Source organism: Saccharospirillum alexandrii (assembly GCF_004000275.1).
Classification (GTDB): domain Bacteria; phylum Pseudomonadota; class Gammaproteobacteria; order Pseudomonadales; family Natronospirillaceae; genus Saccharospirillum; species Saccharospirillum alexandrii.
On record NZ_RCIP01000001.1, the window covers coordinates 880,330 to 896,566 of the forward strand.

A 16,237-nucleotide genomic window follows, 5' to 3' on the forward strand; every position below is an offset into this window, starting at 1 on the left:
AAAACTCCTCAGTAACCGTAGCTGCTGGTGGGGGTGCTGTTGCCTTCGGCATTGCTGCCGGTTGCATTGGAGGCCTGTTCGGCCCGTTCCAGTGCATCGGTAATTTCTACCGGCATGTAGGTTTCATCGTGTTTGGCCAACACTTCACTGGCCACCACAATGCCGTCGCTGTTTAATTGACCGATGGCAACCACACCATCTCCCTCGCGAAACAAATCCGGCAAAATGCCGTCGTATTCGACGGTAACGTCGGCGGCAAAATCAGTCACCACAAACTGCACTTTCAGGGTCTCGCCCTCGCGCTTGACGGACCCTTCACGCACCATCCCCCCCGCGCGGATCTGACGATCCAGCGGCGCTTCACCCCGGGCGATGTCCGAAGGCGAATAGAAAAAGTTCATGTTTTGCCCCAGAGCAAACAACACCAGCAATACAGTGACTGCGACACCGCCAGTCCCGAGTAAAATCAGCATCAGTCGTTGTTTACGTTTTGGATTCATCGTTGCTCCCGCCGCATCCGGCGTTTGTGATCGGAAATCAGTCGCTGGCGGTGCAAACGCGGCGTAATGACGTTAAACGCGATAACCGCGGCACCGACGGCATAGGCAGACCAGACATAAACCCCATGGTCTCCCATGGCCAGAAAGGCCGAAAAAGAGTCAAAAGCGCCCATTACTGCCCCTCTGCAAAACGGTTCAGCTCGTCTTCAACCCAGCGCGATTTGCGCTCGCGCTGCAGGATCTCGAGCCGGGTACGCATCAGTACCCAGGCCATGCTGGCCAGGTAAAACCCGACAATGGCCATTAAAAACGGGATCAGCATGCTCGGGTGCATGGGCGGCGCTTCAGTAAATTTCAGGGTGGCTGGCTGATGCAGGGTATTCCACCATTCGACTGAAAATTTGATGATCGGTAAATTCACAACCCCTACCAGCGCCAGAATGGCCGCTGCGCGGTCGCCACTTTCAGGGCGTTCCATGGCATTGTGCAGGGCCCACAATCCAAAATAGAGCAATAACAGCACCAGCATTGAGGTCAGCCGGGCATCCCATTCCCACCAGGTACCCCAAGTCGGCTTGCCCCAGATAGCGCCCGTTACCAGGGCCAACAACGCCATGCTCGCACCAACGGGAATGCACTGCTTGGCGACAAAAAACGCCAGTTTCATTTTCCAGACCAGGCCAACCAGACCCAGCACAGCAATCGCGGCATAGATGGCCTGCGACAAAAACGCCGAAGGCACATGAATGAAGATGATGCGGTAGCTGTTGCCCTGAAGGCGTTCAACGGGTGCGAACATCAGCCCCCATACCAGCGCTGAAGCGATGATCAGCGTCGCGGCCCAGCCGAGCCAGAAGCTCCAGGGCTGGCTCATGGTATAAAACCATTTCGGCGACGACCATTTGTGAAACCACCGGACAAAGGCTTGCCACATGCTAGAGGTACTCCCACCGCCCGGTCCATCCGGGCAGCCTGTTCGAATTCAATCGCCCACCGCAATGCGGAGGGCGGCAACGGTCAACAGTGGCGACAACGCAAGCGAACCGGTGGTCATCGCCGCCAGCATGGCCAGGTGTGCCTGCCAGGGTAAACCGGCCACCTGAGCCTGCACGGCACCGGTTCCAAAGATAATAACCGGCACAAACAAGGGCATGATGAGCAGAGTCAATAACAACCCCCCCTTCTGCAAACCCACGGTCAGAGCGGCGCCTATACTGCCGATCAGACTCAGGCTCAGGGTGCCCAGTGCCAGCGTCAGCATCAACAGCGGCAAGGCATTGCCAGGCAGGCCCAGCATGATCGATAACAGCGGTGCCATGATCGTCAGCGGCAACCCAGTCACCAGCCAGTGCACCCAAACCTTACAGAGCACCAGCGAGGTTGGTGGCAATGAGGCCAGCAGCATCTGTTCCAACGAGCCATCTTCGTAGTCACTGCGAAACAACAGATCAAGTGACAGCAAATTTGCCAGCAAGGCACCCACCCAAAGCACCCCTGGCGCCATGTCCGCCAGCTTGGTCATATCGGGTGTTACGCCCAGCGGGAACAACACCACAACGATCAGGAAAAACAGGAGAGGATTGGCGAGGTCTGAACGACGCCGATACGCAAGCTGCATTTCCCGCCGGAACACGGATTTCAGCAGGGGCAAAAACGTCATAACGCAGCCCCCAGTTCCAGTGTTCGCACTGTTTCGCTATCCAGCCCGTGATGGCTGGTCATAATCACGCTGCCACCGGCCCGGGCGTAGTCGATGATTCGGACTTTAAGACGATCAACGGCCTCGATATCCAGGGCGGTGAGTGGTTCGTCCAACACCCAGGCACGCACCCTATCCGGCTCCAGTGGCAAATAAAGCCTGGCGAGCGCGACTCGACGCTGCTGGCCAGCCGACAGTTGATGACTGGGCACGTCTTCAAAGCCACGCAAGCCAACGGTTTCCAATGCATCCCAAACCACTGACTCAGGCACCTGAATCCCGTGCAATGCCAGGGCATAAGCCATATTTTCGAGCGGCGATTGTAACAACGTCACTGCCGGCCTATGGGCGATATACCAAATCTTTTCACAGGGTTCGGCGGTGCGTTCAGGCGAATCCGGAAACCAGCTAACATCCCCGTCAACCACGGAGCTGATACCGACCAATCGACGCAACAGGGTCGTTTTGCCGGACCCGTTCGGGCCCGTCAGATGCAGGATCTCACCGCTTGCTACATCAAACGACAAATCCCTGAAAAGATGCCGGTCATCACGCTCGCAATCCAGTCCCACTGCGGACAACACTCGGGCCATGGTCTGTCTCTGAAAAAAGGTCGCGGGATTATACCTACTCAGAGGCTGGAATACGAAAGTCTGGCCTGTATTGGCCAACTCACGCCCTACAGTCTCAGGCCGCTGGGCCGTTAACCTCATTGGTTGAATAGAGTGTCGGTTCCCTGGCTCGGTTCACTTCGAGACTGCCCAGCTCATCTGCAAGCGTTAAGTAGCCGACTCTTGCCCGGAACCTGACTGGTATTTCCCAATAACCCGGGTATGGTGAAATTTCCCTGCACGTTCGGACCTGTACATGGCTGGCATAGATCGGACCGACGCGATCAAGCGTCCTACAGACAGTACCCTGGCTCCGCGAACACTCGATCGTGGCAGTGAGCCTGTGGTTCGCGTGCGGGCCGATAGCCTCGACGCGCTTCGACCTTCCCTGCCTGCGCTCGCCGTTGTGGTAGAGCAAACCATCATGGGCAGTCGGGACAAACCGGTGTATGACCTGGTGCTTTCGCTGAATCAGCAATGGGTTCGGGTACAGAGTGAGCGTGCCTTTCCGCCGGGTACGGTGTTGATGGTTGAGGCAACACCTGAGAATCAGTTACGGGTGTTACCCCAGGTCGATACGGCTCAACTCAACCGGATGATGCGAGCCTCGCTGCAGTTCTGGCAGGCGCATTCGTTGCCGCGAGCGCACACCACGCAAATGCCGGCCCCGCCTGCTTTCCCAGCCTTGCAACGACTGGCCGGAGACGCCCCCGAGTTGCAGTCGCTGGTGCAATGGCTGAGTCAGAAGCCCACGCTGTCGGCTCGCACCGTAGCCCAGTGGATGCAGGTGTTCAGCCCGCTGGCACAGTTGCAGCCGCCGGTGGCCAGTTTGCCGGCAACCCCGCTGATACCATCCCCGGCACAGCCTGCCGTTGCCAACCCAAGCACGCCAACGACTGCGTCGGTCAGCACTCCCGTCAATGCCTTATACACGGCCCCCCTGACGCCTTTGTTGAATGCCATAGCTTCAGTGCATTCGGCCAGTACACCCTTGCCCGGATTTCCGCACAGTGTGGGACCTACTGCATCCGGCAACGGGGCGCCGGTAATGCTGATACCGCTGGCACCCGGTGCTCCAGCGCTGCCTTCCGGAACGGCAATGGTGATCACAATCGCCACAGACAGAGCCCAGTCAAACCTGCCGACTCAGAGCGCATTGCCCGCGCCTCAACGCACGCCTGTCGATGGTAACCTGGCCGCACCCACGCTGTTGCGCATCGCTGTGGTCGTGAATCCACAAACGTCGGCCGCAGCACAGTCGGCACAAACCTCATTGCCGACCAGTTTTCCAGGGGCGGCCGTTCAACCAACGGCTGGCTCGACAGGGAGCGCCACTCCGCTGCTTACCCAGAACGTGCCACCAGGCCAGCCGGGTAACCCAAACCCAACAACCACGCCTCCGGATCCGTTGCTGGCCCCAACCCGGTTCAGTACCCTGGCACCGCCTCCAGACACCTCCTCTCAGGCGGGGCGCGACCCGGTTCAGGTGCAGGCAGTGCCCGTAGAAATTCGATTGTCACAGTGGCTGGCCGTGCTCGACAGTCGCATTCAGCAGCACCCGGCCAGTTTGCAACAAGCCCTGGCACAGCAGGCTCAGCGCCTGTTGAATGCGCCACCGACCGGTTACGCACCGGGCGTCACTGTGAAGAACCAGAGCGGTGGCTCAGCCATTAAACAGGACGACCTGCAACCGCTGTTGCAGCTAAGAACCCTGCTGGAAAGCCTGCAGGGCAAAACGCAGAACAACGCTATTCAACAAGCACTCGGCGCCTTGGCCAACCCCGAGGCACCGCCGGTACAACAGCTGAGCATTCCAATGCTCTGGCTGGGGCCGAACCATTGGCTGAACATGGAATGGTGGCACGAGAAACCCGAGGGTGAAGAGGCAGAATCCGATTCGCCCGGTAGCCGCCCTTTTCGCTTCCGCCTGTTTTTTGAACTCGCGCCGCTGGCGCCTCTGTGCGCCGACCTGCACTGGACGCCCGACCATACCGATGTGACCTTCTGGTCGCAGGATCAGGGCACCCTCAGCATCATCAATAACAATCTGGACACTCTGGAACAGTGGACTCAGGGCCTCGGCGAGCGCGACTTGCATACCCGTCATGGCATGCCGCCGAAAAAGACCACGCCAGAGCCCGACCAATTCAAACCCCTGGTGGACGTACGCACATGACCGAAGAAACGCCCGGCAACAAGGCCGCTGCTCTCGAATACAAGGGCCAGAAAACCCCCATCGTCAGTGCCCTGGGTACCGACGAAATGGCCGACGCCATTGTTGCCCTGGCCAAAGAGCACGATGTACCCATCTATCAGGATGAAGACCTGGTCAATATTCTGACCCGCCTCAACACCGGCCAGGACATCCCGCCTGCCCTATACGAATGGGTCGCCGGCATACTCGCCTTTTCATTTTTCCTGCGCGATACAGTGCCTGAAGGGTTCTCACCCACAGCGACTCGCTCGGCCTATCAGAAGGTTCGGGAAGCTTACTCGGGGTCCGACGCTGGCGACTAGGGAGCCTCTGAATAACTCCCCCGGGGCTCTGGCTTATCCGAGGGGCGTTGCCACAAGGCGGACTCATGCAGGAATGTCTAGACCTTTCAAATGAGTCCAACGCAGTGGCAGCGTTCCTCGGAAAGCCCCAGCGGGCGCGGCCAAAACGTCCTGCCCCGGCGTTGCACTTCTTGACAAGGGCTACGGCCATTGCGCTGCGAAGTGCGCCTTGTGGCAGAACGTTTTAGCTCGCGCAGAGCCCTGGGGGAGTTGTTCAGAGGCTCCCTAGCTAGAGCTATCCACCGACACCAGATGGCGGATGCGTACACCCTTTGGGAGTTGGCGCAGGCGTTCGTTGATCCAGTCGAGCAGCACGGGAAAGTGGTCTACCCAGGCATCGTCATGGATCAGCATGGATTGAGCCCTGTAGTTGCGCAAATTGCCATCGCGCTTGCCCAACACCCAGAGTCGGCCGTTGTGAGTGCCTAATTCGCGCATGAATTCTCGAACATCGGCGACGTGGTCGGTGTAGCCGCCATTGCGTCGGGCCAGATACAAGCTAGGCGGCCAGTCGAGATGTTGGGCGGCCGCCGCATAGTCAAAACCGGTATCGTCGTGTGCGACCCAGGGGCCGTTAGACCAGCGCAGAAAATCACGATAGAGCGTCAGATATTCGGGTTCGGGCCCCTTGCCAAGCCAGCGCATGGGAACCGCGCCTTTGAGTGTGCCCAACGCAGGTAACAACGCATCCGTCGTCAGGCGGGCCAGGGTTGAATGATGCACCCCACCCAGCGTGGCATTGCGCCGGGTGCCCAGGTGAATCATGCCCAGAACGCCCGGGCGAACGCCCGGCTCGCGCGCGTACGAAGACGCCAGCAACACCCCGCCAAAGCCCTGGCCAACCAGGAAAATAGGCAAGCCATCGGCCTGGCGACGGGCTTCAGCCATCAACCGGGGCAGGTCTTCGCGGATGATCAGATTGGCGTCATGGTCGAGCCGCCGGCTCAGGTTGGGCCAGCTTTGGCCGTGGCCGATCAGATCGGGGACCAGGCAATGAAAGCCCATATCGGCCAGAAACTGCGCCAGCCCGTGCCCCTGGTGACAAAAAACGTCGCCTTTGTTACCCAGGCCATGCAATAGAACCACCAGGGCCTGGGGCGTTTCCGGTAAAAACTGACGCACAAACAGCTGGCCGCCCTGCCAGGTCGGCACTTTAAGCCGATATTCCTTGATGCCATGCTTCATTCAGCGAGTACCTGTTGCCATTGTTTTTCCAGTCGCTTGGCCGAGACCGGCACCCGGGTTCCCAGCGTTTGCGCAAACAAAGAGACCCGATATTCCTCCAGCAGCCAGCGAAACTCGGTCAGTGCCGGGCTGACCATTTGCTGTTCAGCCAGGGTGCGCTGCTTGCTCTGGTAACGCTGCCAGAAACCGGCCAGTTCATCCACCCAGAACTGCTCCCGGGCGGGAATGCCCCCGGCCCGGTTCAGGCGCCGGTCGGCGCCCTCCAGATACCTGGGCAATTCGGTCAACCACTCGGCCGGGGTGGCGCTGACAAACCCCGGATACACCAGTTGATCTAGCTGCGCAGCCACATCAGCGTATAGGAAGGCTGTGGCAAAGGTCACGCGCCCTTTCAATTGTTTACGTACCTGATGGTGGCGGTGCAGCACATCGTGCACCTGGCGGGCCAGCTGTTCACCCTGCTCGACCAGTTCGCCCCGCCCGGCCTCGATCCAGGCGGTGAAGGCCGACCGGGTGCGCGGCAGCTTGCCGCCCCGGTCCAGGGTGCGCGCCAGCGTGGCCCACAGCATATCCTGCCGCAACGGGTCGGCTTTGCCGTAGGGCGCGAACAACAGGGCGCTTTCCTTGAAGGCGGGCAGACGTTTGGCCAGATACCCCAGCGGCTGCTCCAGTTTAAACCAGGCCAGACGCAGCAGACCCTGTCGGTGCTGCTGTTCCGCCCAGGGCTGCTGGGTAAAGGATTCAATCGCAACCGCGTTCACCTTGTCGGCCAGCGCCGGAAAGACATCGATGTGAATACCGGCCTGAATGCGATGCTCCACCTCAGGCAGATCGGCAAACGACCACTCGGTGTAGTGAGCTGGGCCGGTGTCCTGCTCCTGGCTCTTGCCAGCGGTCGCCCGGTCTTTCGCCGCCTGTGCATTGGCGGGTGATTTCAACGCATCAAGGTCACGACCCGACGCGATGACCTTGCCGGCTTCGTCGACCACTTCGAACCGGAAGCGATGGTGGGCTTCAAGCTTGTCGGGTTGCCACTCATCCTGGGGTACACGAATGCCGGTCATCCGGAACAGGCGTTCCCCAATGGCTTTGGTCAGCGGCGTATCATCAGCCGCCAGGCTGTTCATCAGCGCATCGGCAAAATCCGGCACCGGCACAAAGTTCCGCCGGTAGGATTTCGGCAGCGCCTTGATCAGCGCGATGATCTTGTCGCGCAGCATACCTGGCACCAGCCACTCCAACCGGCCAGCCGGCAATTGCGCCAGCGCACCCGCGGGCACGGTCATGGTGACACCATCGGCGTCGGTGCCCGGTTCAAACTGGTACTTCAGCGGCAGTTTCATGCGACCGACGGTGATGAAATCGGGGTATTGCTGCTCGGTGACCTGATCAGCCGAATGCTGCATCAGCGCTTCCGGCGTCAGGTCCAGCGCATCCTGTGGCTGTTTTTTGAGCCAGGCATGAAAACCAGCGGCGTTGACGATGTCGTGCGGTATGCGCTGGTCGTAAAACGCCACCAACTGGTCATCATCGACCAGAATATCGCGGCGCCGGGCCTTGTCTTCCAGGCCGGTCACCTCGGCTAGCATGGCCCGGTTGCGTTGAAAAAACGCCGCTTTGGTTTGAAACTCGCCTTCCACCAGCGCCGAGCGGATGAAAATCTCACGCGCCTGTGCCGGGTCAATCGCCCCGAAATGCACCGGCCGTTGCGCCACAATGGGCAGGCCGTAGAGCATCAGCGTTTCTTTGGCGACGACCTGACCGCGCTTCTTCTCCCAATGCGGATCGGTGTAATTGCGTTTTACCAGATGCATCGCCAGCGGCTCCAGCCAGGCCGGCTCAATACGCGCTACGGTGCGCGCAAACACCTGAGTGGTTTCCACCAGTTCGGCGGCCACCAGCCATTTGGGGCCCTTGCGCGACAGGGCCGATGACGGATGAATCCGGCACTGGCGGCCCCGGGCAGCCGTGTAGAGCTTGTCTTCCTTGTAGTTCGCGATCTGTGACAACAGGCCGGAAGCCAGTGCCTTGTGCACCTGCTCATAACTGGCGGCCTGCTCATTCAGCCGAAAGCCGAGTGACTTGGCAAGCAGGTGCAACTGGCGGTGAATATCGCGCCATTCGCGCATGCGCAGATAGTTCAGAAACTGGGCCTTGCAGAATTTGCGCAATTGCCCCTGGCTGAGCGTCTGGCGCTCTTCCTCGTAGCGTTGCCAGAGATTCCAGAAGGCCAGAAAGTCCGAATCCTTGTCTTTATCCTGAGCGTGTTTTTCGGTGGCAGCCTGCTGTTTCTCCTGAGGGCGCTCACGCGGGTCGGGAATCGACAGCGCAGCCGCGATCACCAGCACCTCGCTCAGCGATTTCTGCCGGTTGGCTTCGATCACCATGCGCCCGAGGCGCGGGTCCACCGGCAGGCGCGCCAGCTCTTTGCCCAGCGGCGTCAAATGACCCTTGTCGGTCACGGCGGCCAGTTCGGTCAGCAGGGTATAGCCATCGCGGATCATCCGGCTGTCGGGTGGCTCCAGAAACGGAAAGTCTTCCACCTTGCCAAGCCGCATGTGCAACATCTGCAGAATCACCGAGGCCAGGTTGGTCCGCAGAATTTCCGGGTCGGTAAAGGCGGGTCGTTGCTGGAATTCTTCTTCGTCATAAAGGCGAATGCACAGGCCTGGCGCAATACGACCACACCGCCCTGCCCGCTGATTGGCCGACGCCTGGGAAATCGGTTCGATCGGCAAGCGTTGAATCTTGGACCGGTAACTGTAGCGGCTGATGCGTACCAGGCCACTGTCGATCACGTAGTGAATGCCCGGCACCGTCAGCGAGGTTTCAGCCACGTTGGTTGAGAGCACGATGCGCCGGCCACTGTGGCTGGCAAAAATGCGCTGTTGCTCGCTGGCGCTTAACCGCGCATAAAGCGGCAACAATTCGGTATAACGCAGCTGGGCGCGCTTGAGAGTGTTGAACGTCTCGCGGATCTCCCGTTCGCCGGGTAAAAACACCAGCACATCGCCACCGCTGTTGGCGGTCTTACCGGCCCGTTCAAGTTGCTCGATTTCTTCAACGGCATTGAGCACGGCACTGGGCAGGTCAGAGGCGTAATCGTCTTCATCCGGGCTCATGGGGCGGTACAGATGCTCAACCGGGTAGCTGCGCCCGGCCACTTCAATCACCGGGGCCTGGCTGAAATGCTCCGAGAAACGTTCAACATCGATGGTCGCTGAGGTGATGATGAGTTTCAGATCCGGCCGGCGCGGCAACAACTGCTTTAGATAACCCAGCAGAAAGTCGATGTTCAAGCTGCGCTCGTGGGCTTCGTCGATAATCAGGGTGTCGTACTTGTTGAGAAACGGGTCCTGCTGAATCTCGTTCAGCAGTATGCCGTCGGTCATCAACTTGATCAGGGTGTCGTCGTTGGACTGGTCGGTGAATCGCACCTGATAACCCACCTGGTGCCCGAGCTCAACGTTTAATTCTTCGGACAAGCGGTCAGCAACCGAGCGCGCGGCCAGCCGGCGTGGCTGAGTGTGACCAATCATGCCGGAACGGCCCAGTCCGGCCCGCAAACACAACTTGGGAATCTGCGTCGTTTTTCCCGAGCCGGTTTCACCGGCTATAACCACCACCTGGTGTTGGGTGATGGCCGCGAGAATGTCCTCGGCTCGCTCGGAAACCGGCAGCGTTTCGTTCAGTCGAACCTCGGGAACCCGCTGGTCACGCGCCACAAACCCGTCCCGCGAACGAACAAAGGCTTTTTCAATAGCCGCTACCAGGGAAGGCGATACCTGCCCTTTGTTAATCTGCTGACGCCAGGTCTTGCAGCGCTGTGTCAGATAATGCCGGTCACGAACAAGGCACTGCGACAGGTTCTGCTGAACCAGATCGGGCGTCATTTCCGTGGTTGATACTGCACTGGACGGCATGCATGGACCTGTCTGCCAAAAGGGACGGCATTATAGGCATCTGGGGAAAGGACGTAAAACATTGAAGGACGTGGAACAGAGCAAGACGTGAGACATCAAGGGACGAAAAACAGGAAAGGACGCAGAACATAAGAAGACGCAAAACATAGACTGACGTTCTTTACGTCTTTCAATGTCCTGCGTCCCTTCATGTCTTGCGTCAGTTCATGTCCTGCGTCTGTTCATGTTTTGCGTTCGTTCAGCTTTCAGCGTCGCGCAATTCGCGGCGCAGCACTTTGCCCACGTTCGTCTTGGGCAGCTCATCCCGGAACACAAACTGCTTAGGCACCTTGTAGCCCGTCAGGCTTTCACGGCAGAAGTCAGAGAGTTCTTTTTCCTCTACCGGTCCGTTAGTCACCACAAAGACCTTCACTGCCTCGCCTGTTTTCTCGCTGGGAACACCAACAGCGGCGCACTCAACCACTTTCGGGTGGCGCGTCAGTACGTCTTCGATTTCGTTCGGGTAAACGTTAAACCCGGAAACGACGATCATGTCTTTCTTGCGATCAACGATCTTCAGGTAACCGTCCTGCTGCAACACGGCAATGTCACCGGTTTTCAGAAAGCCATCTTCATCGATGGTCTTGGCAGTGTCGTCCGGGCGGTTCCAGTAGCCCTTCATGACTTGAGGTCCGCGCACCTGCAGTTCACCCGGTTCGTCGAAGCCTTGCAGCTTGCCATCGTCGTCGGCGATGCGAACTTCGGTATTCGGCGCCGGAATGCCAATGGTGCCCAGTTGTTGATGACCCGCTGGGTTAAAGGAGATCACCGGAGACGATTCGGTCATGCCGTAGCCTTCCGAGATCGGGCAGCCGGTTACTTCTTCCCAGCGCTCAGCGGCCGCACGCGTCAGAGCCATGCCACCGGAGATAGTCAGTTTCAGGGCGCTGAAGTCAACATTCTTGAAGCCTTCGTTATTCATCAGCGCCACGAACAGGGTGTTCAAACCGGCAAAACCGGTGAACCGTTGCTTGCCCAGCTCCTTGACGAAACCGGGAATGTCACGCGGGTTCGGAATCAGGACGTTGTGGTTACCGGTCAGCATGATGGTCATGCAATTCACGGTAAAGGCGTAAATGTGGTACAGCGGCAATGGCGCTACAAAGGTTTCCTGGCCATCTTTCAGCGTCAGCTTGAAGAACTCGTAACACTGCAGCATGTTGGCGATCAGGTTGCGGTTGGTCAGCATCGCGCCCTTGGCCACACCGGTGGTGCCCCCGGTGTACTGCAGAATAATGGTGTCATCGTGACCGCTGGCGGCGCGCTTGTAGGTTTTGGAGCTGCCTTTTTTCAAGGCATCGCGGAAGCTGCCTACCCGGCTGGTGTCGTAGGCCGGCACCATTTTTTTGACCTTCTTCACAACGGTATTGACCAGCACCCGCTTCAGGCCAGGATGCAGGTCGGCAATTTCGGTGACGATGATGCGTTGTACAGGGGTTTTTGGCTGAACCCGAATAGCCTGGGCGGCCATGCCAGCGTAAACCACCAGCGCTTTGGCCCCTGAGTCGTTCATCTGGTGTTCCAGCTCCCGGTCAGTGTACAGCGGGTTGGTGTTAACCACGATCAACCCAGCCCGCAATGCGCCGAAGACCGCTACCGGGTATTGCAGAATATTGGGCAATTGCACCGCAATGCGGTCGCCCGGTTGCAGGTCGGTCTCGTTCTGAAGGTAGGCGGCAAAGTTGCCCGACAGGCGATCGATGTCGGCGTAGGTCAGCGTCTGACCCATGCAGGTGTAGGCTGGCTTATCGGCGAATTCCTTGGTTTTCTGGTCGAACAGATCGAGCACTGTGTCGAAGGCTTCCGGGTCGACCGTGGCTTTCATACCGCCCGGGTATTGGGTATGGGTGTAAACGTCGCTCATGGACACTCCTCTCGTTCTTATTGTCGATCAATGCGTATAGCGCCTGACTGCATGCCCGCCTGCCTTCAAATACCCTGGCTGACACCGGCTTCATTCAAACGTTTGTTTTATTTGCTGGGCCGATTGTCTCTTTTTTACCGAGCAGAATTCAACTCTTTAATGAATAGAGCGCACAGTAAACCGGCTATCTGTGAGTAAATAGCCCAAACCGATGTTCAAATAGCGAAAGTCTCGTCAGTTAGCGCTTAGCGGGGTCGTCTTCGGCGTCGTCGAATGGGTTGTCCTTGAACGGATCGTCCTCGTCGAGATTTAAATTCTCAAGATCGGAGAGGCCATCCTCCAGGTTACTGATGTCGAAGAGGTCATCGTCTTCACCGGCATCGAGGTCATCGAGCGGATCGGGTTCGCTGTCCAGTTCACCCCAGACATCTTCATCCAGCGACCGGGTGTCGAGGCTGTCTTCCATACTGACGCGCGGGGCTTCGGTGCGTTCCGGCGGTGAGGGTTCAGTCTCATTGTTGTCGAACACGTCGTCGATTACGGGCGCATCCTGATCCTCGGCCTCGGTGTTCGGGGCCTGGTCGATACCCTGATCCATACTGGCATCATCGAGATCAGCGGTCAGTTCCAGACCATCCAGATCGCCCATGGCAACATCGGCCATGCCCCGGTCTTCGGCCAGCAAGTCTTCCGCTTCCCCCTTGCTGCGCTGGTCGAGCCGACGGTAAACCAGAAAGAAAGCGCCCAATATCAGCAGCCCTGGCAGGCTGAGCAACGCATAGCGTAGCCAGGGAAAGGGCTCTGCCGGCTCCTGGGTCTCAGCCATGGGATCGGTTTGCGCGTTGTCGGTCGCAACCGGCGTTTGTACGCTCAATTCTTCGAACTCAGGCATGGGTTCTTTAATGAAAGCCGCGTCGGTTTCTGGCTCGGCCATCGCCACCGGCTCGCCGGGAAGGGCCTCGGGGTTCAGAATACGGGGCCAGTCTGCAGGCAGTGGCAGTGTGAGCTCTATTGGTGCGACGCTGAATTGAGAGACGCGCCGGGCATTAACGTCGGCGTCGCCCGCCAGGCTCAGCTGGTAGTTACCGTCTGGCAGGTCGGCTGGCAAATTGACAAAAAAGTAGCCGCTAGCGTGCGTTTGAAAGCCTTGCTCGCGTCTCACCGGACCTTCAATCAATGCTTGCAGATCGACCCGTTCAAACACCAGACCGCGGTCGGCCGGGTACAGGCGCCATTGAATGCCCTGATCCGTCACTAGTAGCTCAGACAGCAAGGCCGGTCGGTTTACCACCGTTTTTCGAATCTGGCGCTGAAAAGTGCCGCCATCGAGCGTCACTTCCAGTTCAATGTCTGCATCACCGTAGGTATTGGGAACCTGGGCCCGAAGCTGCCGGCCATCCCACCGCAGACCATCAACCTGGCTGCCATTAATGCGTAACACTGGGGTCATGACGTCAATCAGCGCGTCGGGCACCACGTCACCCGAGGCGTCAGCTACGCCCAGTTCCAGTATCAGCGGCTGGTCTTGAAGCACCACCGAACCGGTTGGTTGAGTCCAGTACAGATTAACGTCGGAGATCACCTGAATGCGACTGTCATCGTTGATGTCGCCCAGTACTTCCCAGCGACCGGTCGCGGGGTTGTCGATACTGATCAGGGTATAACCCTGCCCGGCTTGCCAGCGTTGTGAGCCTGGAGAGGCAACCGAATTCAAGGTGCCGTCAGGCTGACGCAACTCGACCTCACCCGCATCGTGCATGACCAGCGCGGTCAGTTCAGTGACCTGGTCGTCGACGCTAAACCCGCGACCATCAAAGGGCAGTTCATTGCCCGGGCGAACCGAGTTCAAAACCCGCACGATAAAAGACTGCATCTCTGCCGGCTGTCGAACTTCGGCAAATACACCGCCGGTCTGACTCGCCATTTGTTCCAATAAGCCCGCATCAGCAGCACCACCCAGCGCCAGAGTATGAATGCGGGCACCGGCGGCGGCAAAACGGGGAATAACGGTATCGAGAATCCGGTCGCGTTCGACCCGGTTCACATCGGTATTTGGGGCGATATCAACCTGGCCGTCGGTGATCAGAATAACGTCGGTCGGCGGGCTATAGGTTGAGAAACCAAAGTCGTAGGCGGCATCGTCGAGGGCGGCGCCGAGGTTGGTACGCTGGGCGATAGCGCGCAAATCAGCTACCCGGGCACGGGCACTGACGCGCCAGTCATTCGTCACCGGGTCGTGAGGTACCAGCAGGTTAACGAAGCGTCCGAAACTCCAGATTCCTGCGGTCGCCTCATTGGGAATGGCATCGATCAGCAAGTTAATTGCCGGTGTCCGGCGATTCTGGGGGTCGGTGTCGCGCATGCTGCCGGAAATATCAATCAGAATGCGCACGTCGCTGGCGGTCGATTGAGGTGGGGTTTCTGCCTGTGTGGGCACGAGCGAGCCCAGCACCAACCCCAAAAGCACACCTAATACCCGCATAGCGAGTGGGCGTGGCCGACCTGACTGTCCCAGCATAGCTGTCATCCAAAGATTCCCATGGCTATATCATCGGCGACTTGTTGCCGTTCTTTACCGGTCAGTCGCCTACGATCGTTGTATTACAGCGGCTGTGCAATCAACGGGCCATTGGCAGGCTATCACCCCATTCTGGCCAGCATGCGACGGCCCGCTTCGGTGATGTGCCAGCGAATGCCGTGCTTGCCCATGATGCGACCGGCCAGATTGCGGGCAACCATAATATCGAGGGTTTTGACCATGGTCGCTTCAGTGGCATCGGTTTCGTCGCACAGGCCCTGCAACGAGCGGAAAATATAGCGGCCGTTACCCAGAGTTTTCAGCACTTGCGCCGTGGTGACATCCAGTTCTTCATCGGGCGTCAGCGCTTCGGCCGGTACCGGCTGATCGTCTTCGGTTTCGGCTTCGATTAACGGCTTGATTTCAGCCTGAACCAGGTAAAGCTCGTGCATGACCCGGTCGGCTTGCTGCCGCGCGGTTCTGGCTTCGGCCAGAATCTTGTCGGACACGCTGGTCACCACAAAACGGCTGGCAATGGCCGCTATTAAACAAAAGCCGGTGAAAATCAGAAAGCGGCTCGAATCTTCCTGGCTTTGGGCGATGAGATCACTGTTGACCAGCGCCAGCACCACCGGCACCAGAAAGGCCGCCCCGATACCCACGACCAGACTGCGTGGCAGGCTGGTCGTATCCGGATCGTACTGGGACAACATGTAATAATTGACCAAGCCACCAAAAACGCCCGACATCAGCATTACGGCGATCAGAACGAAAATATGAAGGGCCATGCCTACTCCTTACCACCACAACGGGTATTGATAATGTGACTCCCCTGCCCGGCACTATCGGCACGGGCGGCGGGATCATGAATCTGTGAATGCCCGCGACCGGAACCGGAAACAGTCAAACGGCGTGTAGATATACCAGACCTGACGGTCTTTTTACACTTTAACCGGCTTCCCGGGCGGTCTCATCGGCCTGTTTCATGCTGCGCAGTCGTAATACGATGCCCAGAATCACGATCACCAGCGTACCCACCACCATGGCCTGCAACATGGGCATCAGAATCGCCAGGCTGGCGTCCAGACCCACGTCCATAAAATCGAACGCGGCAACGATGATCGCGGGCGCATAATAGGGCTCAGGTTCGGTGCCCTGCCAGGGGGTGAGTACCACGCAGAAGTAGATCCAGGTGATCCACCAGCGCAACGGGCGCCAGGGCAGAAACCGGCCAATTCGCCACACGACCAGCCAGAAGCCAATCACACCCAGGCCGTAGGCAACGGCAGCCGTCCAGTAGATGTCTTGATAAATCATGGGTAATTTGAATTCCAAAAAAACG

At 58.6% G+C, this 16,237-nt stretch carries 13 protein-coding genes; 2 read left to right on the forward strand and 11 right to left on the reverse strand.

What is annotated here, in order from left to right; all coding sequences use genetic code 11:
• Positions 1 to 8 precede the first annotated feature (8 nt).
• The 5 genes from ccmE to ccmA form a co-directional block, all read right to left on the reverse strand.
• A complete protein-coding gene (gene ccmE / locus EP166_RS04105; RefSeq protein WP_127555515.1) occupies positions 9 to 500 on the reverse strand; it encodes a cytochrome c maturation protein CcmE in 492 nt (163 codons plus the stop codon).
• Positions 497 to 673 (reverse strand): heme exporter protein CcmD, encoded by a 177-nt coding sequence (gene ccmD, locus EP166_RS04110; protein WP_127555516.1) that lies wholly within the window; start codon positions 671 to 673, stop codon positions 497 to 499. Before ccmD ends, ccmE begins: the two co-directional genes overlap by 4 nt.
• Positions 673 to 1,374, reverse strand: coding sequence for a heme ABC transporter permease (locus EP166_RS04115; RefSeq protein ID WP_342775588.1), 702 nt, complete (start codon positions 1,372 to 1,374; stop codon positions 673 to 675). The genes ccmD and EP166_RS04115 overlap by 1 nt, the downstream gene beginning before the upstream one ends.
• Before the next feature lie 108 nt (positions 1,375 to 1,482).
• Complete coding sequence (ccmB, locus tag EP166_RS04120) at positions 1,483 to 2,160, reverse strand: heme exporter protein CcmB (RefSeq protein ID WP_127555518.1); 678 nt, start codon at positions 2,158 to 2,160, stop codon at positions 1,483 to 1,485.
• Positions 2,157 to 2,792, reverse strand: coding sequence for a cytochrome c biogenesis heme-transporting ATPase CcmA (gene ccmA, locus EP166_RS04125; protein ID WP_127555519.1), 636 nt, complete (start codon positions 2,790 to 2,792; stop codon positions 2,157 to 2,159). The genes ccmB and ccmA overlap by 4 nt, the downstream gene beginning before the upstream one ends.
• Positions 2,793 to 3,066: 274 nt before the next feature.
• Between ccmA and EP166_RS04130 the strand changes: the two genes are divergently transcribed.
• Both EP166_RS04130 and EP166_RS04135 read left to right on the forward strand, forming a co-directional pair.
• Complete coding sequence (locus EP166_RS04130; RefSeq protein WP_127555520.1) at positions 3,067 to 4,986, forward strand: hypothetical protein; 1,920 nt, start codon at positions 3,067 to 3,069, stop codon at positions 4,984 to 4,986.
• A complete protein-coding gene (locus EP166_RS04135; protein ID WP_127555521.1) occupies positions 4,983 to 5,327 on the forward strand; it encodes an EscU/YscU/HrcU family type III secretion system export apparatus switch protein in 345 nt (114 codons plus the stop codon). The genes EP166_RS04130 and EP166_RS04135 overlap by 4 nt, the downstream gene beginning before the upstream one ends.
• Before the next feature lie 264 nt (positions 5,328 to 5,591).
• Here EP166_RS04135 and EP166_RS04140 read toward each other — a convergent pair whose 3' ends face one another.
• The 6 genes from EP166_RS04140 to EP166_RS04165 all read right to left on the reverse strand — a co-directional run bounded on the left by EP166_RS04140 (position 5,592) and on the right by EP166_RS04165 (position 16,212).
• Positions 5,592 to 6,551 (reverse strand): alpha/beta fold hydrolase, encoded by a 960-nt coding sequence (locus EP166_RS04140; protein ID WP_127555522.1) that lies wholly within the window; start codon positions 6,549 to 6,551, stop codon positions 5,592 to 5,594.
• Positions 6,548 to 10,474, reverse strand: coding sequence for an ATP-dependent RNA helicase HrpA (hrpA, locus tag EP166_RS04145; RefSeq protein WP_127555523.1), 3,927 nt, complete (start codon positions 10,472 to 10,474; stop codon positions 6,548 to 6,550). Before hrpA ends, EP166_RS04140 begins: the two co-directional genes overlap by 4 nt.
• Before the next feature lie 238 nt (positions 10,475 to 10,712).
• Positions 10,713 to 12,377, reverse strand: coding sequence for an AMP-binding protein (locus EP166_RS04150; protein ID WP_127555524.1), 1,665 nt, complete (start codon positions 12,375 to 12,377; stop codon positions 10,713 to 10,715).
• 238 nt (positions 12,378 to 12,615) lie between these two features.
• Positions 12,616 to 14,814, reverse strand: coding sequence for a VWA domain-containing protein (locus EP166_RS04155; protein ID WP_164743805.1), 2,199 nt, complete (start codon positions 14,812 to 14,814; stop codon positions 12,616 to 12,618).
• Between the two features lie 203 nt (positions 14,815 to 15,017).
• Positions 15,018 to 15,683: a YEATS-associated helix-containing protein gene (locus EP166_RS04160; RefSeq protein WP_127555526.1), complete on the reverse strand. Its 666-nt coding sequence runs from the start codon at positions 15,681 to 15,683 to the stop codon at positions 15,018 to 15,020.
• A 160-nt stretch (positions 15,684 to 15,843) separates the two neighbouring features.
• The gene (locus tag EP166_RS04165) at positions 15,844 to 16,212 is read right to left on the reverse strand and encodes a hypothetical protein (RefSeq protein ID WP_127555527.1); all 369 of its coding nucleotides are present in this window, start codon (positions 16,210 to 16,212) and stop codon (positions 15,844 to 15,846) included.
• Between the last annotated feature and the right edge of the window lie 25 nt (positions 16,213 to 16,237).